The 23,510-nt window shown below is 35.6% G+C and carries 17 protein-coding genes; 10 read left to right on the top strand and 7 right to left on the bottom strand.

Annotation, left to right across the window (positions count from 1 at the left end):
* Nucleotides 1-77: 77 nt before the first annotated feature.
* From PQ462_RS16905 to PQ462_RS16890, 4 genes are all read right to left on the bottom strand, one after another.
* Nucleotides 78-1,148: a sterol desaturase family protein gene (locus PQ462_RS16905; protein ID WP_121360569.1), complete on the bottom strand. Its 1,071-nt coding sequence runs from the start codon at nucleotides 1,146-1,148 to the stop codon at nucleotides 78-80.
* A 322-nt stretch (nucleotides 1,149-1,470) separates the two neighbouring features.
* Nucleotides 1,471-3,393 (bottom strand): arylsulfatase, encoded by a 1,923-nt coding sequence (locus PQ462_RS16900; RefSeq protein ID WP_274250880.1) that lies wholly within the window; start codon nucleotides 3,391-3,393, stop codon nucleotides 1,471-1,473.
* Between the two features lie 31 nt (nucleotides 3,394-3,424).
* Nucleotides 3,425-4,897 carry a RagB/SusD family nutrient uptake outer membrane protein gene (locus PQ462_RS16895; RefSeq protein WP_274250879.1) on the bottom strand — a complete coding sequence of 491 codons (1,473 nt, stop codon included), beginning with the start codon at nucleotides 4,895-4,897 and terminating at the stop codon, nucleotides 3,425-3,427.
* Nucleotides 4,898-4,913: 16 nt separating this feature from the next.
* The gene (locus PQ462_RS16890; RefSeq protein WP_274250878.1) at nucleotides 4,914-8,039 is read right to left on the bottom strand and encodes a SusC/RagA family TonB-linked outer membrane protein; all 3,126 of its coding nucleotides are present in this window, start codon (nucleotides 8,037-8,039) and stop codon (nucleotides 4,914-4,916) included.
* A 932-nt stretch (nucleotides 8,040-8,971) separates the two neighbouring features.
* Between PQ462_RS16890 and PQ462_RS16885 the strand changes: the two genes are divergently transcribed.
* The 9 genes from PQ462_RS16885 (at nucleotide 8,972) to moaA (ending at nucleotide 16,343) form a co-directional block, all read left to right on the top strand.
* Nucleotides 8,972-10,144 (top strand): molybdopterin molybdotransferase MoeA, encoded by a 1,173-nt coding sequence (locus PQ462_RS16885; RefSeq protein ID WP_274250877.1) that lies wholly within the window; start codon nucleotides 8,972-8,974, stop codon nucleotides 10,142-10,144.
* Nucleotides 10,145-10,276: 132 nt separating this feature from the next.
* Nucleotides 10,277-11,023, top strand: coding sequence for a sulfite exporter TauE/SafE family protein (locus tag PQ462_RS16880; protein ID WP_274250876.1), 747 nt, complete (start codon nucleotides 10,277-10,279; stop codon nucleotides 11,021-11,023).
* Between the two features lie 165 nt (nucleotides 11,024-11,188).
* On the top strand, nucleotides 11,189-11,761 hold the full coding sequence (locus tag PQ462_RS16875; RefSeq protein WP_012026607.1) for a molybdenum cofactor guanylyltransferase: 573 nt from the start codon (nucleotides 11,189-11,191) through the stop codon (nucleotides 11,759-11,761).
* A 5-nt stretch (nucleotides 11,762-11,766) separates the two neighbouring features.
* Complete coding sequence (cobA, locus tag PQ462_RS16870; protein WP_274250875.1) at nucleotides 11,767-12,555, top strand: uroporphyrinogen-III C-methyltransferase; 789 nt, start codon at nucleotides 11,767-11,769, stop codon at nucleotides 12,553-12,555.
* A gap of 2 nt (nucleotides 12,556-12,557) precedes the next feature.
* Complete coding sequence (locus PQ462_RS16865) at nucleotides 12,558-12,797, top strand: MoaD/ThiS family protein (protein WP_274250874.1); 240 nt, start codon at nucleotides 12,558-12,560, stop codon at nucleotides 12,795-12,797.
* A gap of 5 nt (nucleotides 12,798-12,802) precedes the next feature.
* The gene (gene moeB / locus PQ462_RS16860; RefSeq protein ID WP_274250873.1) at nucleotides 12,803-13,870 is read left to right on the top strand and encodes a HesA/MoeB/ThiF family protein; all 1,068 of its coding nucleotides are present in this window, start codon (nucleotides 12,803-12,805) and stop codon (nucleotides 13,868-13,870) included.
* A 133-nt stretch (nucleotides 13,871-14,003) separates the two neighbouring features.
* Complete coding sequence (locus PQ462_RS16855; RefSeq protein ID WP_274250872.1) at nucleotides 14,004-14,435, top strand: molybdenum cofactor biosynthesis protein MoaE; 432 nt, start codon at nucleotides 14,004-14,006, stop codon at nucleotides 14,433-14,435.
* Nucleotides 14,435-15,349 carry a bifunctional molybdenum cofactor biosynthesis protein MoaC/MoaB gene (gene moaCB / locus PQ462_RS16850; RefSeq protein WP_274250871.1) on the top strand — a complete coding sequence of 305 codons (915 nt, stop codon included), beginning with the start codon at nucleotides 14,435-14,437 and terminating at the stop codon, nucleotides 15,347-15,349. The genes PQ462_RS16855 and moaCB overlap by 1 nt, the downstream gene beginning before the upstream one ends.
* A complete protein-coding gene (gene moaA, locus PQ462_RS16845) occupies nucleotides 15,336-16,343 on the top strand; it encodes a GTP 3',8-cyclase MoaA (RefSeq protein ID WP_274250870.1) in 1,008 nt (335 codons plus the stop codon). Before moaCB ends, moaA begins: the two co-directional genes overlap by 14 nt.
* An 82-nt stretch (nucleotides 16,344-16,425) precedes the next feature.
* On the opposite strand, the gene PQ462_RS16840 is transcribed toward moaA, so the two are convergent.
* The 3 genes from PQ462_RS16840 to PQ462_RS16830 form a co-directional block, all read right to left on the bottom strand.
* The gene (locus PQ462_RS16840) at nucleotides 16,426-17,046 is read right to left on the bottom strand and encodes a hypothetical protein (RefSeq protein ID WP_274250869.1); all 621 of its coding nucleotides are present in this window, start codon (nucleotides 17,044-17,046) and stop codon (nucleotides 16,426-16,428) included.
* 356 nt (nucleotides 17,047-17,402) lie between these two features.
* On the bottom strand, nucleotides 17,403-18,833 hold the full coding sequence (locus tag PQ462_RS16835) for a rubredoxin (protein ID WP_274250868.1): 1,431 nt from the start codon (nucleotides 18,831-18,833) through the stop codon (nucleotides 17,403-17,405).
* A 143-nt stretch (nucleotides 18,834-18,976) separates the two neighbouring features.
* Complete coding sequence (locus PQ462_RS16830) at nucleotides 18,977-22,492, bottom strand: nitrate reductase (RefSeq protein WP_274250867.1); 3,516 nt, start codon at nucleotides 22,490-22,492, stop codon at nucleotides 18,977-18,979.
* A 180-nt stretch (nucleotides 22,493-22,672) separates the two neighbouring features.
* Here PQ462_RS16830 and PQ462_RS16825 point away from each other — a divergent pair, with 180 nt between their 5' ends.
* Entirely contained in the window at nucleotides 22,673-23,377 is a 705-nt protein-coding gene (locus PQ462_RS16825; RefSeq protein ID WP_274250866.1) for a Crp/Fnr family transcriptional regulator, read from the top strand.
* Nucleotides 23,378-23,510: the final 133 nt, after the last annotated feature.

Below are 23,510 nucleotides of genomic sequence, written 5' to 3'. Positions count from 1 at the left end.
TGATAAAAGCGGGCAGCGTATTCAAGGTTAATTTTGAATACACTGCCGTACTTTATGTTTACTTATTTTTTTGAAGATTATGCCTGCTCTAAAACCGGCGTTTGTTCGACTGGCTGTTCAACAGTATTTTCGACTGGTTTGGCTTTTAACGGAAATGACAATACGCCTTCGGCAAGAGAACTTCCTTCTTTTTTAGATTTGAATATCGGCCATAAAAATTGTGCGTACCATTCTTCTTGTTTGTATGATTTTGTTCCGTAAGATTCCGGGAATTTACGAGTGATTAATCCGGTTCCGAAAATCATGTCCCAAATGAAAAACATGTTTCCAAAATTTCCTTTAAAATGACCAACACCGTCTCCGCTTGTATCGGCGTGATGTGCGTGGTGTGTTGCCGGAGTAGAAATCAATCTTTCTAAAACCCATGCAATTGGATGTAAAACTTTGTATTTATAAAATGGTTTGTCCCAGGCAATACTTGAATGCGCACCTAATGTGATGAAACTTTTAATTACCAAAACAAATAAAGCTGGTAATCCTAAACCTAAATACGTTAAGGTTGCTGTTAAATAAATCTGCGAAAAGAAAATTGTATAAATAAAGTTTTGTCTGGATGCCATTGCCATTCCCATGTACGGAGCTGAATGGTGCGTTCTGTGAAAACGCCATAAAAATGGAACCTGATGGTGTAATCTGTGGTACCAGTACTGCGTTAAATCATCGGCAATTGCGATTAAGAAAAATCCTCCCCAAAACGGAACCCATGATAATGCATTTGCTGCATCTGGCAATAAATATGGTAAGGCTGTTAAGCTGAAAAAAGCAATTACAGGCGGTAAAAGCAATTTTGGAGCTAAGAAACAAACAATGTCTATTTTGCGTTCTTCGCCAGTCCATTCATCATCATATAAACCTGCAGCAAATTCTATAATTCCCAAAACTACCATGAAAACGGTTAATCCCCAGGTGCGGATATTTTCGAATGCCGGTTTTGCAAATTCTAAAAACGAAGGCAGTGTAATATGCGATTCGCTTACCGCTCCGCCCGTTAATTTAAAATAAAGGTAAATTGCCGCTACCGGCAGTGAATAAATAAAAAAACTGATCGCTAAATCTCTTGTTAATTTTTCTTTTTGAACTATTGCCATGATTTCTTATTTTAAAAATTGATTAATTAATACTAAACCCCCGGCTAAAATTACCAGTGGAACCAGAAATAAAATTGCTCCTACTACAATCTTCTTTCCTATAATTTCGTAGTCTACTCGTTTCATGATTTTATAAATTTTATTTTGTTTTTATTGAAAATCAGTTATTTGTGGTATAAATGTAAATAAAATATTCTATCTCTATAGAATTAGTAGTATTTATAATGTATCTTTTACCAATTTTGCAATTTATTTTATAATTCTGTTTAAAGTCAGAAATTTTTAACCCGCAGAACTTTTAATTCTGCAGGTCAAGAATACATTAATTACTGCTTCCTGTATCAGCTGGTTTGGTTACTTGTTTTACCAAATCTTGTAATGTTTTACCTTTGTCAGCAGCAGTATTGTGAATTCTTCTGTTGTACACATCCTGCCAGTCAATTAATGGATACACATTGTTTTCTTTTGCCTGTTCGTCAAATAATTTTTGAAGTTCAGCCAGTTTTTCCGGATACTTTTTAGCCAGATTGATGCGCTCGTTAAAATCTTCGTTTAGGTTGTATAATTCCCAAACATCAGTATCAAAATTACTTGCAGCAGGTTTTTCATTTTTACCTAATGATTGTTTTACGGCAAATGAATCTGGTAAATGTGCAGCAGCAGCTTTCCATCCGTCTTTATAAATAGCTCTGTTGCCAAAGATATAGTAGTACTGAACTTTGTGTAAAGATTCTGCTTTTGGATTATCCAATGAAGCTTTGAATGTAGATCCCTGAATAATATCTTGTTTAATATTTCGGATATATTCCGGAGCAGTAATTCCTGCAATATCTAAAGTCGTTGGCAGTAAATCGGTTACGTGGCTGTATTGATTTCTGATACCGCCTTTGTCTTTAATTCCGTTTGGATAAAATACAATCAGCGGATTGCGGGTTCCTCCTTCAGAATGTGCATCTTGTTTCCAGTTTTTGAAAGGAACGTTTGTTGCCTGCGCCCATCCTAAAGGATAGTTGGTATTAAGACCTTTTGCAGTTCCAATTTCGCCAATGTTGTTTAAATTGCTTTGAAGGTTTTCTTCATCTGATTTTCCTTGTGAAAATAAACTCTGGTTGATCGTTCCCTGCAAAGTTCCTTCTTTACTGGCTCCATTATCTCCAATTGCCACAAAAATCAGAGTATTATCAAGCTGATTGGTTTCTTTTAAATAATTAACCACTCTTCCAATTTCATAATCCGTATAAGTCAGGAATCCGGCATAAACTTCCATGAATCTTGCGTACACTTTCTTTTGGTCAGGAGTTAGTTTTTTCCATTCTGTAATAAGCGGATTGCGTTCTGGCAATACAGCATTAGCAGGAACAGTTCCTAATTTCTTTTGATTCGCTAAAACTTTTTCGCGGTACACATCATAACCTTCGTTAAATTTACCTTTGTATGCGTCGCTCCATTTTTCAGCTACCTGATGAGGTGCGTGAACAGCTCCCGGCGCATAGTATAAAAAGAAAGGTTTTCCCGGCGCCGCTTTTTGCTGTGTTTTAATATAGCTGATGGCTTTGTCTGTAATCAATTCATTTAAATGGCGTCCGTCAGGTTTAATATGAGTCTGATCTTCCACTAAATCAGGATTGTATTGGTCTGTCTGCGAACCCAGGAATCCGTAAAAATGATCGAAACCTTTTCCAGTCGGCCATCTGTCAAATGGTCCTGCGTCTGTAGCTTCTTCATCAGGAGTTACACCATATTTTCCAACGGCAAAAGTGTTGTAACCGTTGTCGCGTAAAATTTCGGCAATTGTTCCTTTATCCGAAGGAATTCTTCCGTCCCAGCCAGGAAAACCAGCTGATAAAACAGTGTGAGAAAAGCCGCTTACGTGAACTCTTCCAGAATTTCTTCCGGTTAATAATGCAGCACGTGTTGGCGCACAAATAGCAGTAGTGTGGAAGTTTGTATAACGTAAACCGTTATTTGCCAGATTATCAAAAGTAGGCGTATTGATTAAACCTCCAAAAGCACTTGAAGCTCCAAATCCAACATCATCCAATAATATCCAGACAATGTTTGGAGCACCTTTTGGCGCTTTTACCGGATCTGGCCAGTATTCTTTAGAATCAGCCAGTGTTTTGCCAATTGTACCTTTAAATTCTTCTTTTTCTTGTGCAATTCCTAGTTGTGCAACCAGAATTGCAGTAATCAAAAGCCCTTTTTTAGAGCTTTTAATTATAGCGTTATTCATAATTTTTTTCATCTTTAATAGTTTTTTGGTTTATGGTTCAAGTTTAATATCCAGGGTTTTGCGGCAAACCTGCCGGATCAATATTTCTTTCACTTTGTGGAATAGGGTAAAGGTTGTTTCTTTCTGAAACTGAATTTTTAGCTGTTACTTTTTTCACTTCGGTAACCAGAGTTCCCCATCGGACTAAGTCAAACCAGCGCTGTCCTTCCTGAACGAATTCTTTTTTGCGTTCTTCCTGAATGGCTGCTCTAAAACCTGCCTGATCTAATCCAGCTAAATCTACTGTTGGGTCTGGTGTTGTAATGGCTTTTCCGAAAGCTCTTCTTCGCACCTGATTCAGCAGTTCAAAAGCTTCAGGAGTTGGTGTGCCTTGTTCGTTTATGGCTTCTGCCAAAGACAATAAAATGTCGGCATAACGAATAATAGGGAAATTGATTGCTACGTTTCCTGGTGTCGCCAAATTGGTTAAATCCAGATATTTTTTAAAAATTGGTTTAGGAAAAGTGTACAATGTTCCGGTTGTTGGGTTCAACAGCTGTTTAGCATAACTTACATCTCTGCGGGTATCTCCGGGAGCATAAATATCATAAAACAAAGCTACATCCGAAATAATATCTGCCGGTTCTGTTGCTGTAAAACCTGTAAAAGAAGTCGCTTGAAACGTACTGCCGCTTGATCCGTTTCCGGCCTGATTCGGCTCAAACTGAACAGAGAAAATATGTTCTTTTCCGTTCTTTTTTGTTTTAGTAAAAATGTCCTGAAAGTTTTCGAATAATGCATATCCGTAACCTCCATTAATTACTTCTCTCGATTTTAAAATTGCATTAGGCCAGTCTTTTCTTGTCAGATAAACTTTTGCTAAAATTGCTTTTGCCGCACCAGATGTTGCGCGTCCTGCATCTGCAGCAGTATATGTGGCAGGCAGTGCTTCTGCAGCTGTTAAGTCAGAAATAATTTGGGCATACACTTCGTCTACAGTTCTTCTTTTTGTTTTTAAACTTTCAAGCTCGATTGTAGTAGGCTCATGCAGAACAATTGGCACGCCTCCCCAAATACGAACAGCCTGAAAATAAAGAAGACCTCTAATAAATTTGGCTTCGTTGATTAATCTTGTCTTAACGACTTCAGATCCTGATACTTTTGGGATATTATCAATAGAAACATTGGCTCTGTTGATTCCTGCATAAATTTGTCTCCACGCTACCTGAACACGGTCGTTAGTGGCATCATGAGTTAAACTGCTCATCGCTCTAACCTGCGGGTTTGTTGCCGAAACTCCGGCAGCAGCATAATCAGAACCCATATCGGTTAAGAAATATAGGTTTCTTCCAAATAAACTCTGCTCACCCGGATCAAGGCTTAATGAAGCATATACGGCAGTTACACTTGCAACGGCATCGTCTTGGGTTACGAAGTATTGATCTTCGGTAACAAATGAGGTTGGTGTTACCTCAAGGTCCGTGCACGCTACTAATAAACCGGCACTAAAAAGGAATGTTATAATACTCTTTTTCATTTTATATTTTTTTTACTTAGAAAGTTACGTTCAGGCCCGAGATGAATGTTTTTGCGTTTGGATAAGAACCAAAATCAATTCCCGGATATAAGTTGTTTTGTTCGTATGAACTTACCTCAGGATCATAGCCTGTATATTTTGTCCAGGTCACTAAATTTTCTGCCGATACATAGAATTTAACACTTTTCGCTCCCAGTTTTTTAGAAGCGCTTTTTGGTAATGTATACCCCAGTGTGATTAATTTTAAGCGTAAGAAAGAAGCATCTTCTACATAACGCTCAGAAACAATTCCAAGTGGTGAACTTGTCGCTCTCGGAATTTCGTTGCTTGGGTTTGTCGGTGTCCAGCGGTCTTCAAGAGTCACATTAGCATTTGTTCCAAGAGTTGAAATTTCTAACTGCTGATTTAAAGCGTTGAAGATTTTGCCGCCGTAAGATCCCTGAAAAGAGAAATTCAAATCAAAATCGTTATACGAAATCGTGTTGCTGAAACTGCCCACAAATTTTGGCTGAGACGAACCTAAATCTCCTTTATCAAGAGCCGTAATTACGCCGTCTCCATTTGTATCAACATATTTTCTGTCTCCAACTTTTGTATTGGCCAAACTGTTGATTTTTGGCTGCGTATTCACTTCTTCCTGCGTCTGGAAAATTCCGTTTGTTTTGTATCCCCAGAAAGTTCCCAACGGCAGACCTACTTTTACCGTTACAGGCTGCTGCTGTAATAATGAACCATTTGGTACAACAGGAAAGAACTGATCTACACTGTTACCAATAGAAGTAACTTTGTTTCTATTTGCAGAAAAAACAATGTTAGAATTCCATGAGAATTTTTCTGTTTTTAGGTTTTCTGTATTTAAACCAATCTCGATACCTTTATTTTCTACACCGCCAATATTTTGAAGTACAGTTGCATATCCAGAAGTTAAAGGCACAGGAACACTGATTAATAAATCATTTGTTTTTTTGTAATACACATCAAAAACAAAATTGATTTTTCGGTCTAATAATGATAAATCTAAACCAACGTTATACTGATCTGTTTTTTCCCATTTTAAATCCGGATTAGCCAGTCGGGTAGGAGCTAGTCCTGTGTATAAAGTGCCTCCAAAAGAATAATTTACAGATCCCATTTGAGCCAGGGCAAGGTAATTTCCAATTTCCTGGTTTCCTGTTGTTCCGGCTGTAATTCTAAGTTTAGCTTCGGTTACGCCTTTTATGTTATTAGCAAATTCTTCATCAGTAATATTCCAGGAGAAACCTGCAGATGGGAAATAACCCCAGCGGGATTTTGAACCAAATCTTGAAGAACCATCGGCACGTGCAGAAAGTGTAAAATTATATTTTCCTCTATATGAATAATTGACTCTTGCCAGCCATGATTTCAGTACACTTTCAAAAGCATCGCTGTATGGTTTTACAGCTACACCATCCTGCAGAGCATTATAAGTATTCGCATCGTTTACAAACGTATTGGATCCTGCTGTTACGACTTCACCTTTAGTATATTGTAATGTATAACCTCCTAAAGCGGAAAATTTATGATTTTCGCCAAAGTTGGTGTTGTAATTCAATGTGTTTTCATTTAATACTGAACTTACTAATCGATCTCCAATAGAAGCCAGACCTTTTGTTCCGGCACCATTTGAAGTATTTGACGGAGCATAATAATTTTGTTTTGTACTAATAACGTCGCCGCTTACCGCTACTTTTGCCGTCAGTTTTTTAGTGATTTTGTATTCGCCAAATAAGCTCGTTAAGATTCTGTTGATTTTGGTTTCGTTTATTGTGTTTTCTAAATCATTAATCGGATTTGGAACAAAACCATTTACAGATGTCGCATACGGATTGTTGGTTACGTTGTAACTTCCGTCAGGATTTCTGATAGGAACAACCGGAGCAGTTAGTAAAACACTTACTAACGGGTTTGGATTTCTTCCGCCGCTGCTGTTTGTTCCCACGCCATTTGATACAGAATTGCTGTAGTTAGCATTTACGCCGAATTTGAAATTCTGAGAATAATTTTTTTCGTAATTGGCTCTAAGTGAAATTCTTTTAAAATCTGATGCTAAAACAATTCCTTCCTGATCAAAATATCCCGCAGAAATGGAGTATCTGGATCTTTCGTCGCCGCCAGAAAATGACAATTGATGGTTTTGTACCGGAGTTGCTTTTCTAAACGCAGCCGACTGCCAGTCGTAGCTTCCTGAATTTTTAAAAGCTTCGATTTGAGCATCAGTAAACGAAGGTGCCTGACCAATACTTGCCTGAACATCGTTTCTTAAACTTGCCCATTGGCTGGCATTCATTATATGAAGTTTTTTAGAAATATTCTGCACTCCAAAATATCCCTGATATGAAATATTGTCCTGACCTTTTGTTCCTTTTTTGGTAGTAATAATTACCACACCATTTGCACCGCGGGAACCATAAATTGCCGTTGCCGAAGCATCTTTTAAAACTTCAATAGATTCAATGTCGCCGGGATTTATTGTCGACATAACATTTAAACTCGCTCCGGCATTAGAAACTCCGGCAGAACTATTATTGTTATCATTGTAAATTAAAATTCCATCTACTACATATAAGGGTTCATTACCTGCTGTAATAGAGTTTCCGCCGCGGATACGCACGCTCGAAGATGCACCCGGACGACCAGAACTTTGTGTAACTACCACACCAGATACTGCGCCGCGAAGTAAATTATCTGCCGATGAGGTTACTTGAGATAAGTTGGCTTTTGGCACCGAAGCTACTGAGCCTGTAATATCTTTTCTTTTTTGAGTTCCGTAACCTACAACAACTAATTCATCTAACTCTTGTCTTTCTTCTTTTAGATGAATGATAACCGGATTTTTTTCGACTACAATTTCGAGTTTTTTATATCCAATATAACTAATGATTAAGGTGTAAGGAAATTTCTGACCCGTCTGAAAATAAAATTTTCCTTCAGTATCTGTCTGCACGCCGTGTGTTGTACCTTTAATGTTTACTGATGCGCCTATAATAGGCTGATTTGTAATGTCATCGACTACAGTTCCGTCGAGTTTTGACTGAATAAGCGGTGTTGTATTTTGTGCCTGAAATTGCAGGGATGTTAACAAAATTGTAACCCATAAAATGAGGTTTATATTTTTTTTCATTTCTTTGTAATGGTTTAAATAATTAACAAGGCGCCCTGAGCGTTGAATTTTCAACCCTCTAACTGTTTCCTTGATTTAGTGATAAATGTTCTTTAAGCCCCGCCATTTCTGTTGCCGCAGAAATGGCTTTTCTTTTTATTTACAGCAGCATCTTTGCATTGTTTTCATTTTAGTTTTTTTAGTTGGTTAATTTTTTTCTTTTTAAAACACAGATATATTCAAAATCTTTTGCTGCAGTTTAGGCATCAATTAGATATTTGTAATTCAGTAAAAATAATCAGGTGGTGAAATTGAGATTTCGTTTTTTAGATTCTGTATCAATCTTTATAAAACGAATGGGTAGTGTTGGTAATTAACAACAGAAGCACATATAACAAAAAGTGTTATAAGTATATTTTTTAGGAAGAATATAATACGATATGCTTTCGGCTGTTTTCACAATATAGTTTTTTTGGTTTCAAATATTTATTTACAAACTCTACTAATCCTATAGACAAAGTTAATTTTAATATAATAAAAACCAAAAAAATGTTTGCTTTTTTTTGAAAAGGGAAGTGTTTTAAAAGAAAATTTTAAAAATATTTTTTGCTTGAGGCCATTATTTACAAGGGTTTGTAAGCAGTTTTGCAGTTTTTTAAAATGTTAAAAAAAATTATAACCCGCTCGTTAAATTGTAGTATTTTTTACTTGTTTTTAATTGTTTAATACCGTTTTAAATATCCAGAATGAAGCTCAAAAGAGAAATAAAAAGGTAATTTTAGACTTGAAATGTAATTTATAATAAAAACAAGGTTCATTTTGAAAGTTGATTTTGAATAAATTAGAGTAATTTTATACAGTATAAAATAAAATTTAATTTTTTTAACCATCCTACGAATAAATACTTATATTTGTAATAAGTATTTATACTTAGTTTTTTTCACTCGAATAAAATGATAGAAGTTAGTAAAGCCATAGAATTAGTTGAAGCGAATAGCACTAAAATGTCCACAAAGCAGATTTCAATACATAAAGCTTTGGGATATGTTCTGGCAGAGAAAGTAATTTCGCCAATTAATATGCCTCCATTTCGCCAGTCGGCTATGGATGGATACGCTTTTACACATAGTATTCGACACCAATACGATATAATTGGAACATCTCAGGCAGGAGATCACAATAATATAAAAATAAAAAATACCGAAGCAATCCGAATTTTTACCGGTGCTTTTGTTCCGGATGATGCAGATACAGTTGTAATGCAGGAAAACGTAATGGCAAACAAAAATTCAATTTTGATTGCTGCAATGCCGGAAAAATTTTCAAACGTTCGTCCAAAAGGAGAACAAATTGCAAAAAATGATGTGGTTTTTGAGGCAGGAACACTGCTTAGTCCTGCCGCAATAGGATTTCTGGCTGGATTAGGAATTACACAAGTTGAGGTTTATAAAAAACCTAAAGTCGCCATTTTGGTAACAGGAAACGAATTAGTACAACCGGGAAAAAAACTAAAAAAAGGAAAGATTTTTGAAAGTAATTCAATTATGCTTGAAGCAGCGCTTCAGACTATCGGAATTCAAAAAACAAAAGTTTATCACGTAAAAGATAATTTAAAAGCGACAAAAAAAGCTTTAAAAAGCATTTTAAAAAAATATGATATTGTTCTTATTTCCGGCGGCATTTCTGTTGGAGATTATGATTTTGTAAAAGAAGCTTTATTACAAAACGAAGTAAAAGAACTTTTTTATAAAATCAATCAAAAACCGGGAAAACCAATGTTCTTTGGTTCAAAAGATGAAACTTTGGTTTTTGCCCTTCCGGGAAATCCGGCTTCATCGCTGACTAATTTTTATATTTATGTACTGCCGGCTATAAAAAACAGAATAGGATTTTCTGAAATTCATAAAACAAAATTAGTTCGAAAGTTAAATTCAGATATTAAAAATGATACTGGGAAAACATTATTTCTAAAAGCAAAATACGACGAAACTAATGTAACTGTCTTAGGCAGTCAAAGCTCAGCCATGCTGAATACATTTGCAGCGGCCAATAGTTTATTAATAGTTCCTCAAAATATAGAAGAATACAAAAAAGGACAATTAGTAACTTTACTGCCAATTGATTAGATTTTATGAAAATAGAGTCAAGAATAAAGGGAATAGATTTTTGAGTAAGATGATGAAAAACGGTATATAAATAAAAACATATAGCAAGAAAAACGATTAAACAGTTAACCAAATAAACGATTAAACAAAAAAATGAGTCTCCTAAGTTCCGAAAATATATTTTTATTCAGTTTTGCCTTAATCGTAATTGCATTTTTATATTCAAGTGTTGGGCACGGCGGAGCTTCAGGATATTTGGCTTTGATGAGCATATTTGCCTTTCCGGTTTCGATCATGAAACCATCGGCTCTATTATTGAATTTGTTTGTTTCGAGTATTTCGTTCTTATTTTATTATCGTAAAAATTATTTCAAGCCCAAACTGTTTTATCCATTTGCTATAGCGTCAATTCCGGCGGCGTTTATAGGAGGTTTTATAACACTGGATAATGCAATTTATAAAATCGTACTAGGAATTGTATTAGTCTTTGCTGCACTAAGATTATTTGGCGTATTTAATTTTAAAGAAAAAGAAGAAGTAAAAATAAACCTGCCGTTTGCTTTAGCCATAGGTTTTGCAATTGGATTATTATCAGGAATGCTGGGAATTGGCGGCGGTATTATTCTAAGTCCAATTTTATTATTTCTGGGATGGGCATCTGTAAAAGAATCGGCGGCGATTTCAAGTCTGTTCATTTTTGTGAATTCGACTGCAGGAATGCTGGGTTTCTTTTTGGGAGGAAAAACGATCCCAATAGAAAGTTTTTATCTTGTTCCAATTGCTGTTGTAGGAGGAATGCTTGGCGGATTTTATGGTAGCGGCTCTTTCTCAAACAGAACATTAAAAATGGTTTTAGGAACTGTGATTTTGATGGCAAGCATCAAATTGATTTTTCCTTGAAATTAAAAAGAATTTAAACACATAGAAACATAGATTTTATATTAAAAAAAGATTAAATAGATAACTCGTTATCACACATAGTCTATGTTTGTTTATGCAAGTGAAACGCCTTTAAACACAAAGAAAAACTATGTTTCTATGTGTTTAAAACAAAACCTGAACGATATGGAAACACTAACAACATTTATTCTTTGCGGAGGAAAAAGCTCCAGAATGCAGTCAGAAAAAGGATTGGTTTTGTTTCAGCACAAACCGTTTATTGAACATATAATTCAGGCAATTCTGCCTATTACAGAGCAGATAAAATTAATTACAGCATCAAAAGAATACGATTATCTGCCGTATGAAAAAATACCGGATCTGGTTTTAGATAAAGGACCATTAGGCGGCATTTATACCGCATTATCCCATTCTGAAACCGAATTCAATCTGATTTTAAGCTGTGATATTCCGTTAATTTCAACCGAATTATTACAGGAATTAATATCAAAACATACCGAAGAAGCCGGTATTACTGTTTTTGCTTCAGAAAGTAAAACACATCCATTAATTGGAATTTATTCAAAAAAAATTCTTCCGATTATCAAAAGTGCAATTGAAGCTGATGAATTGAAAATGATGGATTTGTTGGCAAAAGTACCGCATCAGATTTTAAATATAGAAGAAAGCGAAAATTTTCATTTGACCAATATTAATTCAGCCGACGAATTAAATGATCTGAATATCAATTTAAGTTAAAGATTATGCAAAACTTAAAAACACCAAAATTGACAATTGTTGGCGCAGGTCCGGGCGACGTTGAGCTGATTACGATGAAAGCCATAAAAGCTTTAAAAAGTGCCGATGTAGTTTTGTATGACGCTTTAGTCAACGAAGAATTATTAGAATATGCATCAAATGCAGAAATTGTTTTTGTTGGAAAACGATTAGGATGCCATGCATACACACAAGATCAAATTAACGATTTGATCGTTTCAATGGCAAAAACTCACGGACACGTTGTGCGCTTAAAAGGAGGAGATCCGTTTGTTTTTGGAAGAGGAAGCGAAGAAATCGAGTTTGCAGAAGATTTCGGAATTGAAACTGCTATTGTTCCCGGGATTTCATCGGCTTTGGGAGTTCCCGCTTCGGTTGGAATTAGTTTAACACAGCGCAAAGTTGCCGAAAGTTTCTGGGTTATTACAGGAACAACATCCGATCATAAATTATCAAAAGATGTTCATTTGGCTTCAAAATCGGCAGCTACAGTGGTTATTTTGATGGGAATGCACAAGTTGAACGAAATCATTTCGATTTATCAGGAAAACAGAAATGACGATTTACCGATCGCCATCATTCAAAACGGAACAAAAAATTCAGAACAAAAAGTGATTGGAACTATCAATACAATCACTAAATTGGTTGCTGAAAAAAATATATCATCGCCAGCAATTATTGTGATTGGCGAAGTAGTGAGAAATACTTCGAGCTGGATTTCCTATTTTCAGGAACATTTTGAAGACGAATTCATTTTTCAGAATTTAAATTTATAAAAATGATCGAGATTAAATATTTTGGAGCTGTTGCCGAAAAAACAAAATGCGAATTCGAAAAATTATCTTTTTCCGGAGAATTGTCTCTGCAAAAACTATTGCAGGATTTAAACGAAAAATATGAGTTTGATTCACTTACTTTCAGCGTGGCAGTCAATCAAAAAATAATTTCAAAAAAAGCAGATTACACTTTGCAGACAAGTGATATTGTTGCTTTATTACCGCCGTTTGCAGGAGGATAAAGAGTATGGAAACATCAAATCGATATAACCGACAAATGATTCTTCCTGAAATTGGGGAAGATGGGCAGCACAAATTAGCAAAAGCTAAAGTTTTGGTTATTGGAGCCGGAGGTTTGGGTGCCGCAATTCTGCCATATTTAGCTGCAGCCGGAGTAGGAGAGATTGGAATTGTTGATGATGATGTTATTGAGATTTCAAACCTACACCGTCAGGTAATTTACAAAAGTTCGGCAGTTGGAAAATCTAAAGCAAAAGAAGCCAAACAAATGATTTCTGAATTGAATCCGCTGGTAAAAGTAAAAGCCATTTCGGAGAAATTATCAGGAAAAAATGTTCTTACTTTATTCGAAAAATATGATATTGTTGTAGATGCGACAGATACTATTTCGATTAAATATTTAATAAACGATGCTTGTCTGATAACTAATAAGCCAATGGTTTACGGATCTATTTTTAGATTTCAGGGACAGGTTTCGGTTTTTAATTATCAAAACGGACCAACGTACAGATGTTTGTATCCAGATGAAAACTCGAATGCTTTAAATTGTGAAGATGCAGGCGTAATTGGAGTTTCAGTTGGAATTATTGGAATGTTTCAGGCCAATGAAATTTTAAAAATGATTCTTGGAATTGGAGAAGTTTTAAGCGGTAAAGTATTAGTCTATAATATTTTGAATAACGAACAGCAAAAATATGATTTTGATAAAAGTGATTTTCAATCGATAAGCAGAGAAACATTCGAAGAAAAATACAATAAATGGGAAGTTGAAGAAGTAAGCTTTGAATCTGTTTTAGATGAAATAAACAGAGATGAGCTTCTTTTTATTGATGTTAGAAATATTGATGAATCGCCAAAAATTACTTTGAAAAATCAATTTCAGATTCCGTTAATGCATTTAGAAAAAGAAATCGAAAAACTGAATAAAAGCCAAACGATTTATATTTTCTGCCAGTCCGGAATTAGAAGTAAAATCGCAGTAGAATTGCTTCAAAAACATCAATTTAAAAATGTAAAAAGTATTGCTGGAGGGGCTTTAGCAATGAAACAATTATTACAGGAAATAAAAATATAGTTACAGATTATTATTGAGTTTGTCACCCTGAGCGGAGTCGAAGGGAGTACCAATTAGACGTGGGCTTCGACTCCGCTCAGCCTGACAAAAGCAAAAAAATCCTTTTAATCTGTGGCAAAAAAAAACATAAAAAATGAGTAAAAATGTATTTGTTGAAGGGCCTATTTCTCCTGAGTTTATAGCCGAGTCGATTGCGAAACACCAATCCAAACACACGATTGGAGCCCACAATATTTTTTTAGGACAAGTTCGTGCCGATGTAATTCATGACAATACCGTCGTGGCGATTGATTATTCGGCTTATACTGATATGGCGAATGAAGCTTTGTACACCATTCGTGAAAAAGCTTTTGCCAAATTCGATTTAACCTGTATGCACATTTACCACAGTCTGGGCATTGTAAAAGCAGGCGAAATCTGCTTGTTTGTTTTTGTTTCGGCTACACGCCGCAAACAAGTTTATGAAGCGACAGAAGCCATTGTAAACTGGATTAAATCCGATGTTCCTATTTTTGGGAAAGAAATGTTTGAAAACGATACATTCACTTGGAAACAAAATAGTTAATGGTAGATATTACGCATAAAATAAGCACATTAAGAAAAGCAACCGCAACGGCAATTGTAAAAGTCAGCAAACAGGAAACAATTGATGCAGTTGTAAATAATTTAGTGCCCAAAGGCAATGTGTTGGAAATGGCAAAAACAGCAGGATTGTTTGCGGTAAAAAATACACATTTGTCTATTCCAGACTGCCATCCAATTCCAATAGAATTTACATCAGTTGAATATAAAATTGAAGGTTTAGAAATTCAGATTATTTTTAATGTAAAAACGGTTTATAAAACCGGAGTTGAGGTCGAGGCTATGCACGGCGCATCAATCGTAGCGTTGACCATGTACGATATGTTAAAACCTATTGACAAAGAAATCGAAATTTCGACCATTAAATTGATTAATAAAGAAGGGGGAAAATCGTCGTTCAAAAATAAATTTCCGAATGTTATAAAAGCTGCGGTTTTCGTTTGTTCTGATTCAATTTTTGCAGGCGATAAAGAAGATCGTTCTGGAAAAACGATTGTAGAAAAACTGGATTCGTACGGAGTTGAAACTTCACATTATGAAATTATTCCAGATGAATTAGATATTATTCAGGAAAAAACTAAGACTTTCGCCAAAGAACATCAGCTGGTAATTTTTACAGGCGGAACTGGTTTATCACCAAGAGATGTAACGCCCGAAGCTTTATCGCCAATTTTAGAAAGCAGAATTCCGGGAATTGAAGAAGCTATCCGCAGTTACGGACAACAGAGAATGCCGTATGCAATGCTTTCCAGAAGCGTGGCAGGAACGTTGGGTAAAAGTTTAGTTTTGGCTTTGCCAGGCTCAACAAACGGAGTAAGAGAATCGATGGACGCTGTGTTTCCGCATGTAATGCACGTTTTTCATATTTTAAAAGGTAAAAACCATGACAGCCTCTAACACAATTTTGACGGACGGTTTTGGGCGCAGACACAATTATCTGCGCATTTCCCTGCTGGAAAAATGCAACCTGCGTTGTACGTACTGCATGCCGGCTGACGGAATTGCGCTTTCTCCAAAAGCCAGCTTAATGACGGCTGACGAGATTTTTGGTATCGCCCAGACTTTCGCACAAAATGGTGTTGACAAAATGCGATTAACAGGCGGTGAACCTTTATTGAGAAAAGACTTTCCTGAAATTGTTTCTAAATTAGCAGTATTAGATGTTTCTCTTTCCGTAACAACAAACGGAATTTTAATTGACCGCCATATAGACGTTTTAAAGCAGTTTAAAATCAAAAAAATCAATTTGAGTTTAGATACGCTCATTTCGTCAAAATTTAACGCTGTAACGCTTAGAAACCAGTTTGAGAAAGTAATAGACAATCTGCATCTGCTTTTAAATAATGATTTTCAGGTAAAAGTAAATGTTGTTTTGATAAAAGGTTTTAATGATAATGAAATTGTTGATTTTGTAAAACTGACACAGTTTCTGCCAATTTCGGTTCGGTTTATTGAATTTATGCCGTTTGCCGGAAACGAGTGGGACAGGAGTAAAATGGTTTCTCAGCAAGAGATTTTATCTTTGGTTGGAAATGTTTTTGCTGAAAATGAAATTCAAAAATTAGAAAACGAAAAAAACTTTACTTCAAGAAACTATAAAATTAAAGATTTCCATGGCGATTTCGGAATCATAAGTTCTATTACCAATCCTTTTTGTGACAGTTGCAATAGAATCCGCCTGACGGCTGATGGAAAAATAAAAAACTGTCTTTTCTCCAATTCTGAAACCGATTTGTTAACTCCTTTTAGAAATGGTGAATCCATTGAAAATTTGATTTCGGAATCTATTCAAAATAAAAAGAAAGTTCGCGCCGGAATGTCCGGCATTAATGAAATTAATGATCCTGCGCTTAATTCAGACAATCGAAGTATGATTGCGATTGGAGGATAAAAGTTAATTATGAATTGTTAATTATGAATTGTGAATTATTAAATAAAAAAAGCTCAACTTTAAGTTGAGCTTTTTTTATTTATTATTTTTTCTTTTTAGCTTTTGCCTTTTTTTTAGACTTTGCTTTCTTTTTTGCAATTTTTTTAGCTTTAGCTTTATCTTTAGCTTTTTTAGCTTTTTCTTTTTTCTTAGCGGCTGCTTTTAATTTTGCTTTTTTAGCTTTCTCCTTCTTTTTATCTTTTTTAGCCTTATCTTTTTTCTTTGCTGCTTTCTTTTTCTCTTTTTCCTTTTCTTTGTCTTTCACTTTTTTAGCTTTTTTATTTTTAGATTTATCTTCAGCTGTTTCTTCAGTTGAAGTAGTTTTTGCTGCGTTTTCTTCTTTTATTTCAGTTATTGGTTCTATAACTGCCGGTTTAACCACAGGTGCAGTAACTTTTTTTGCAGGTGTTCTGCGTACTGCTGTTTTTACTGTTGCAGCAGGAGCAGTTGTTTTTGCTGCTGGTTTAGCAGGTGCTTTTGTTGCAGTAGATTTTGCAGCGGCTGGTTTTGCAGCCGTTGTCGTTTTAGCTGGAGCTGCTTTGGCAGCAGTTGTTTTTGCTGGTGCAGCCGGCGTTGTTTTTGTCTCTTCTGCAGCAGGTTTTACATTTTCTGCAGCTGGAGAATCAGTTTTCTCAGGAGTAATTTCTTCGGGTTTGTTTTCCATATATTAAGTGCTTTAAATGAGTGTATTAATAGCAATGTAACCAAATTGTTAAATTTCGGTTAAGTAAAGATAATTATAAAACAAGCTTTCTAATGTTAAGTTTTTCGATATTTTAATGGATTAAATATCTGATTGTTAAAAAGTTAGTTTTTTGCCTAAAATTCTAAAGCTGATTTTCTTAACAATTCTACATGAAAAAATAGAAGAATTTGCTGTATAATAAGAGTTTTGCTGATAAGTTCTTTTGAAAACAGGTGCCCTAGCCCTGATGGAAGCTGCATCCTTTTATCGCGCCGCGGCGGATAAAAGATACAGCGGACAGCAGGAACAGCTCCTAATTAATATTGAAGTAACTTTTAGTTTTTTACTAATTCTAAAATTTTGAAATTGCTTTTTGGAGCTTCGCAAAGCGAACAGCAATACGTTTCGGGCAGATTTTCAAACAAAATACCTTTTGGAATTCCCTGAGTTTCGTCTCCGTATTCAGAATTGTAAAGCGTTAAACATTCCTGGCATTGATAAATATCTAATTGCGGTTTTTCTTTTTTCTGCTGATTTTCATTGGCTTCAGTTGTAGAATTTCCAAGTTCTTCAAAATATTTACGGCTTAATTCAATTAAAATTGTCGGAAGTTCCAGCTTGTCAATATCTTGTGAATGCACAATATATTCGCGAGTATTCGGATCAAAATTTCTCGCAAATAATACATTATAAGTATCTCTGATTTTGATAGATTCTAAAGCAGCCGGAAGTTCATTTTTTTCGATTACAATCGAAGTAAAATAATGTCCGTCGCGGTTGTATTCAGAAATTCCGAAATTCAATCCGTAGGTACTAATGTCGAATTGATCTAAAGTTCGAACTAGAAATGTTTTAAGATTCAAAGCCCATTCCATCGCAACAGGTAAATGCCAGTTGAGTTCTAATAAAGAATGACGAACATTGATGCCGCGTTTTCCCAGGAATTTTTCCCATTCCAGTTTTCGGTCTTTCGGAATTCCTTTTATAATAAAAGATTTCCAAGGCGTGATACAGATTTTTCCAATTTTGCACTCAAAACACAAATCGCACATTTCTTTCAGGAAATCCAAATCGTATAAATTATTCCTCCAGTACAATCCCAGCCAATATTGATCGATTCCCATTCTGTTCATTCCTTCGTAATACGGAAACGGATAAAACGGAATATTTAATGGTTTGTCAATCGTTCTGTTATTGGTATCTAAAACTTCACTCACCAATACGAAAAGCGTTTCTATATCAATTGAATCTTCTTCTGAGATTTTCTCAATTTCGTAATAAATCTTAGCCAAATCCCAGCTGTAAAGCAAAACAGGATAAACTTCTATTTTTTCCCATTTAGGAAGACGAATGTATAAATACCAATAATCTTCGTGTTCTGAAGCTATAAAATTCAAATGGCCAGTAAACAACGGAACCAATTGCTGTTTAGGGTCGGTTATGTTGACTTTTAGTTTTGGCTGTTCTTTAAATTCTTCTAAAATATATAAAAACCTATTTCCGGTAAGCCAGTTTGTATTTCTGAAAATATCAGTAGAAACATAAGACGAAACAATGTTGTTGCCGCTTTTTTGATCAGGATAAACAAAATGATGTTTTCCTAAAGTGGTTTTATCTAAAGATTTAAATCCTTTCGGAAAAATAATATCCTGTCTGGAACCAAACGAAATGGAATCCAAACCTTCTTCTAAAGCAATATTTACAACTTCTTGTAATTCTCCTGGCGAAATAACGCCTCCTTTTACTATTAATCTTGTTAGTTCCATTTTGTTTTTTTGTTTCAGGTTTTGCTTTGTTTCAGGTTTCACGTTTCCTTCAAGCGTGTCAGGCTGAGCGTAGTCGAAGACCGATTCTAATTGGAGCGCCCTTCGACTCCGCTCAGGGTTACATTGTGTTGAAACAAAACAAACTATTTACACTTCGCCAATATTTCCTTTACTTCCGTTTTACAGCTTCCACAACCCAATCCTGCGCCTGTGTTTTTGCATAATTCGGTAAAATCATTTACGCCGCTTTTTATGGTTTCTTCGATGTTTCCGGCTCCAACCTGACTGCACGAACAGACTAATTTTCCTAAAACCGGTTTTGCATTTGAACTTCCTCTTAAAAGCGTATTTCGTTTGTCTGATAATTCGATTTTGCTTTCAATCATCGTTTTAAATTCGGCAAACTCGTTTTTATCACCCATTAAAATGGCTCCAACCAAAAGATCGTCTTTAACGATGCATTTTTTGTAATAGCGTTTTTTAAGATCTGTAAAAACAATTTCTTCGTACGAATCGTCGTTTTCCGGAATTGTCAAATCGCCAATACTGCAAAGGTTGATATCTTCTAATTTTAAAATGTTCATTAAAATAGAACCTTTATAATAACTGCTGATATCGCCCGCAAGGTAATTGGCGAGAATATCGGCTTGTTCTTCGGCAGCAGAAGTGATTCCGAATAACTTATTATTAAATTCGGCTATTTCGCCAATTGCGAAAATATCAGGATTTGAAGTTTGTAAATACTGATTGACTTTAACGCCGCGTCCGCAGGCTAAACCGCTTTCACGTGCAATTTCGATATTTGGAATTGTTCCAATTGTATACACGATTGCATTTGCCGTAATGATTTTACCGCTTTTTAAAGCAATCTCAATTTCGTTTGGATTATCGGTTTCAAAAACAGTGCTGACTTCGTTATCAAAATAAATCTGAATGTCACGAAGCTGCACTTCTTCGGCCAGTAATTTGCTTGAAATTCGATCCAACTGACGCTCCATTAAACGTGAAGCTCTTTGAATTATGGTTGTTTTTACTTTTTTATGTTTTAAAGCCGCCGCCAATTCTAATCCTAATAAACCGCCGCCGATAATGACTACGTGCTGTTCTTCGGGCGGAAGATTAGTGCTGTCGAGATGTTTTTTCAATCGGTCAGCATCTTCTTTTCTTCTAACGGTAAATCGGCCGGGAAGATGAAGCTGTGCATTTTCCGGGACAAAAGGACGGCTTCCGGTTGCTAAAATCAGCGAATCGAAAGCGTGAATTTCACCCTGACTATCTAAAATTGTTTTTTTGCCGGTATCTATTTTATCAATAGAAACTCCGGATTTCATGGTGATATTGAGTTTATTGAGAGTTTCACCGTCCTTAACTTTTAAAAGCTGTTCCCAGGTGAATTCTCCTGTCATGTATTCTGGCAGTAAAACACGATTGTAAAACGGATTTATTTCATTCGAAAAAACGATAATTTCATCAGTCGAATTGAATTCGCGGTAGTTTTGAATGAATCGGAATGAAGCTGCTCCGGCGCCGACAATCCCAATTTTTTGAAACGGTTTTACATATTTTTTAATCGAAACGGTCGTGAATTTAAAATCAGGTTCTTTTGAAACGGGATCGACAACCGTATTGGTTAAATTATTGGTTCGGTTTAAATCATTTTCGAGCTGTTTTCCCCAATGCATGGGCAGGAAAACTACTTTTTCTTTAATAGAATCTGTAACTTTTGCTTTTACACGGACTTCTCCGTTTTTGCTTGAAATCACGACAATATCACCGTTTTTAATCTCGTTTTTAAAAGCGTCAATTGGGTTTATTTCTAAAACAGGACTCGGAATATGGGTTAATAATCTTGAAACTTTACCCGTTTTGGTCATTGTATGCCATTGATCGCGAATTCTTCCTGTCGTTAAAATAAAAGGAAATTCGTCGTTGGGCTGCACCGAAGTATTTTCGATAGAAACAGGCAGATTAAAAATGGCTTTTCCTGAAGGCGTATAGAATTTTTTATCCGTAAATAATCTTGGAGTTCCAGGATGATTATAATCTGGAACAGGCCATTGAAAAGTGCCTTCAGTTTTTAAACGGTTATAGTTTAAGAATGAAATATCAATATTGGTATTTTTGGTAAGGGCGCAATGCTCTTTGTAAATTTCTTCGGCACTGTTGAAATTGAATCCGTTGAAATTCATTTTTTTAGCAAAACGAATTAGGATTTCAATGTCTGGAAGTGCTTCTCCGGGCGGATTAATCCCTTTTGGCAGATAGGAAATACGACGTTCAGAATTGGTCATCGTTCCTTCTTTTTCCAGCCAGCCCGCTGCAGGTAATAATAAATCGGCAAATTTGGCTGTATCGGCATTATGAGAAATATCCTGAACGACTACGAATTTTGCGTTTTTAAGCGCTTTTTCGGCTCTTCGCGAATCTGGTAAACTCACTAATGGATTGGTACAGATAATCCAAACGGCTTTCATTTTTCCTGATTCCAGCGCTTCAAACATTTCTGTCGCTGTCAACCCCGGTTTGTCTGAGATTTCGTCAACGCCCCAAAAGTCGGCAACTTCTTTGCGGTGTGCTGGATTGGCAATGTCTTTATGCGCTGCTAAAAGTGTTGCCATGCCGCCAACTTCACGTCCGCCCATAGCGTTGGGCTGACCTGTTAATGAAAAAGGACCAGAACCTGGTTTTCCGACTTGTCCGGTCAATAAGGATAAATTCAATAAAGCTGTATTTTTATCAACCCCAACAGCACTTTGATTTAATCCCATTGCCCAAAGGGAAATAAAACCTTTTGCTTTCCCAATAAGATCTGCGGCAAGTTTTATATCATTAACAGAAATACCGCAGAGTTTAGAAGCTTTTTCCAGCGAAGTTCCTAAAACTAAGTCTTTGTACTGTTTGAAATTCTCGGCGTGGTTTTTTACAAAATCATGATCTACATATCCTTTTTCTATAATTCGTTTGGAAATAGCATGGTATAAAATAATGTCTGAACCGGGAATAATCTGTAAATGCAAATCGGCGAAAGCAGCAGTATCGGTTCGTCTGGGGTCGATACAAATTATTTTTGTTTTAGGATTTTTCTCTTTGTGTTTTTCTAGTCTTCTAAATAGAATAGGGTGGCACCAGGCAGGATTTGCGCCTGTAATTAAAAAAGTGTCAGCCAGTTCAATATCATCATAAGCAATGGGTACAGAATCTTCTCCAAAAGTTTTTTTGTAACCCACAACTGCAGAACTCATGCAGAGTCTGGAATTGGTATCAATATTATTGGTTTTTAGAAAACCTTTTACGAGTTTGTTTACTAAGTAGTATTCTTCGGTTAAACATTGTCCTGAAATATAAAAACCAACACTGTCTGGTCCATGTTTTTTTATAATAGAAGAAAAAACCGCTGCAGCGCGGTCAAGAGCAGTATCCCAGCTTACACGTTCTAACGGATAAAATTTGCTTCCGCGCATTTCTGGATATAAAATTCGGTCAGAAGTATCATTAACTACGTAATGCAGATTCATTCCTTTAGAACACAGCATTCCTTTGTTTACCGGATGGTCTTTGTCGCCTTCGACCATTACACCATTTTTTGCATCATTGGTTACGATTATACCACAGCCAACGCCGCAATAGGAACAGGTAGTTTTGATCTTCGTAGTTTGCATTTGAGTTCTATTTAGAGATACTACTTTTATTTGAATGGTCTGACTTTAGAAAAGTACTTAAGCAAAAATAAGTATTTTTACGTATTTATACGTATTTTTTAGATTTATTTTTTTATTTTTGATTGAAAATAAATGAGGAACAACATCTTAGTTTTTTAATATACTTAAAGTTTAAGACTCATGAAAGAAGAGCAAGCCATTTGTTATTCCTGTGTCAATGAAAATTGTTTTATAAAAAAACACTTGTATTTGGAGCAGATGAAAGCTTATATTTCTAAAAAGCAAAGCATTATTTGTAAAAAATCGGATCGGTTTATTACAGAAGGCGCGCCTTTGCAGGGACTTTATTTTATATGTAAAGGAAAAGCCAAAACAATAAAAACGGGTATTAATGGCCGTGAGCAAATCGTTCGTTTAACTACTAATGGTGATATTATTGGTTTTCGCGGATTTGGGACAAGCAAGCGTTATTTAATTGGTGCTTATGCATTAGAAGATACTGTTTTGTGTAATTTCAGCAACGAGACGATGCTTGAAATTTTACAGCATATTCCTGAATTTACGTATGCCTTGATGTTGTTTTATGCTGAGGAATTGAACAAAAGTGAAAATAACATCCGCAAGATTGCGCACATGAATGTCCGCGAACGTGTGATCGATTTACTGCTTTATATTCATCGCAAATTTGGGCAGACTAATGGTTTGATTGATATTGAGCTTTCACGAAAAGAAATCGCTGATTTTGCCGGAACGACTGATGAACAAGCGATTCGCATAATTTCAAGTCTTAAAAAAGAAGCATTGATAAAAACAATTGGAAAACGAATTGGGATTTTGGATGTTGAGGAATTACGTTCTGAAATTATGGAGCACAAGTACTTTTAGGTTTTCTAACACATAGAAACATAGAATTTAAAATCTGTTGAAAAAGATTATTTTAAAAATCTAGATTTTACACATAGCTATGTGTATTGATGATAGTGAAACGCCTTTAAGCGAATTAGAATCTATGTTTCTA

This window comes from Flavobacterium sp. KACC 22758, from assembly GCF_028736135.1.
GTDB classification, from domain to species: Bacteria; Bacteroidota; Bacteroidia; order Flavobacteriales; family Flavobacteriaceae; genus Flavobacterium; species Flavobacterium johnsoniae.
Note: the sequence above shows the minus strand (reverse complement) of the source record. Positions and strands in the feature narration are given on the sequence as shown.

Excerpts from the sequence above, each read along its gene's own strand:
- PQ462_RS16905 (WP_121360569.1), bottom strand. The coding sequence starts at position 1,148 with ATGGCAATAGTTCAAAAAGAAAAATTAACAAGAGATTTAGCGATCAGT.
- PQ462_RS16900 (WP_274250880.1), bottom strand. The coding sequence starts at position 3,393 with ATGAAAAAAATTATGAATAACGCTATAATTAAAAGCTCTAAAAAAGGG.
- PQ462_RS16895 (WP_274250879.1), bottom strand. The coding sequence starts at position 4,897 with ATGAAAAAGAGTATTATAACATTCCTTTTTAGTGCCGGTTTATTAGTA.
- PQ462_RS16890 (WP_274250878.1), bottom strand. The coding sequence starts at position 8,039 with ATGAAAAAAAATATAAACCTCATTTTATGGGTTACAATTTTGTTAACA.
- PQ462_RS16885 (WP_274250877.1), top strand. The coding sequence starts at position 8,972 with ATGATAGAAGTTAGTAAAGCCATAGAATTAGTTGAAGCGAATAGCACT.
- PQ462_RS16880 (WP_274250876.1), top strand. The coding sequence starts at position 10,277 with ATGAGTCTCCTAAGTTCCGAAAATATATTTTTATTCAGTTTTGCCTTA.
- PQ462_RS16875 (WP_012026607.1), top strand. The coding sequence starts at position 11,189 with ATGGAAACACTAACAACATTTATTCTTTGCGGAGGAAAAAGCTCCAGA.
- cobA (WP_274250875.1), top strand. The coding sequence starts at position 11,767 with ATGCAAAACTTAAAAACACCAAAATTGACAATTGTTGGCGCAGGTCCG.
- PQ462_RS16865 (WP_274250874.1), top strand. The coding sequence starts at position 12,558 with ATGATCGAGATTAAATATTTTGGAGCTGTTGCCGAAAAAACAAAATGC.
- moeB (WP_274250873.1), top strand. The coding sequence starts at position 12,803 with ATGGAAACATCAAATCGATATAACCGACAAATGATTCTTCCTGAAATT.
- PQ462_RS16855 (WP_274250872.1), top strand. The coding sequence starts at position 14,004 with ATGAGTAAAAATGTATTTGTTGAAGGGCCTATTTCTCCTGAGTTTATA.
- moaCB (WP_274250871.1), top strand. The coding sequence starts at position 14,435 with ATGGTAGATATTACGCATAAAATAAGCACATTAAGAAAAGCAACCGCA.
- moaA (WP_274250870.1), top strand. The coding sequence starts at position 15,336 with ATGACAGCCTCTAACACAATTTTGACGGACGGTTTTGGGCGCAGACAC.
- PQ462_RS16840 (WP_274250869.1), bottom strand. The coding sequence starts at position 17,046 with ATGGAAAACAAACCCGAAGAAATTACTCCTGAGAAAACTGATTCTCCA.
- PQ462_RS16835 (WP_274250868.1), bottom strand. The coding sequence starts at position 18,833 with ATGGAACTAACAAGATTAATAGTAAAAGGAGGCGTTATTTCGCCAGGA.
- PQ462_RS16830 (WP_274250867.1), bottom strand. The coding sequence starts at position 22,492 with ATGCAAACTACGAAGATCAAAACTACCTGTTCCTATTGCGGCGTTGGC.
- PQ462_RS16825 (WP_274250866.1), top strand. The coding sequence starts at position 22,673 with ATGAAAGAAGAGCAAGCCATTTGTTATTCCTGTGTCAATGAAAATTGT.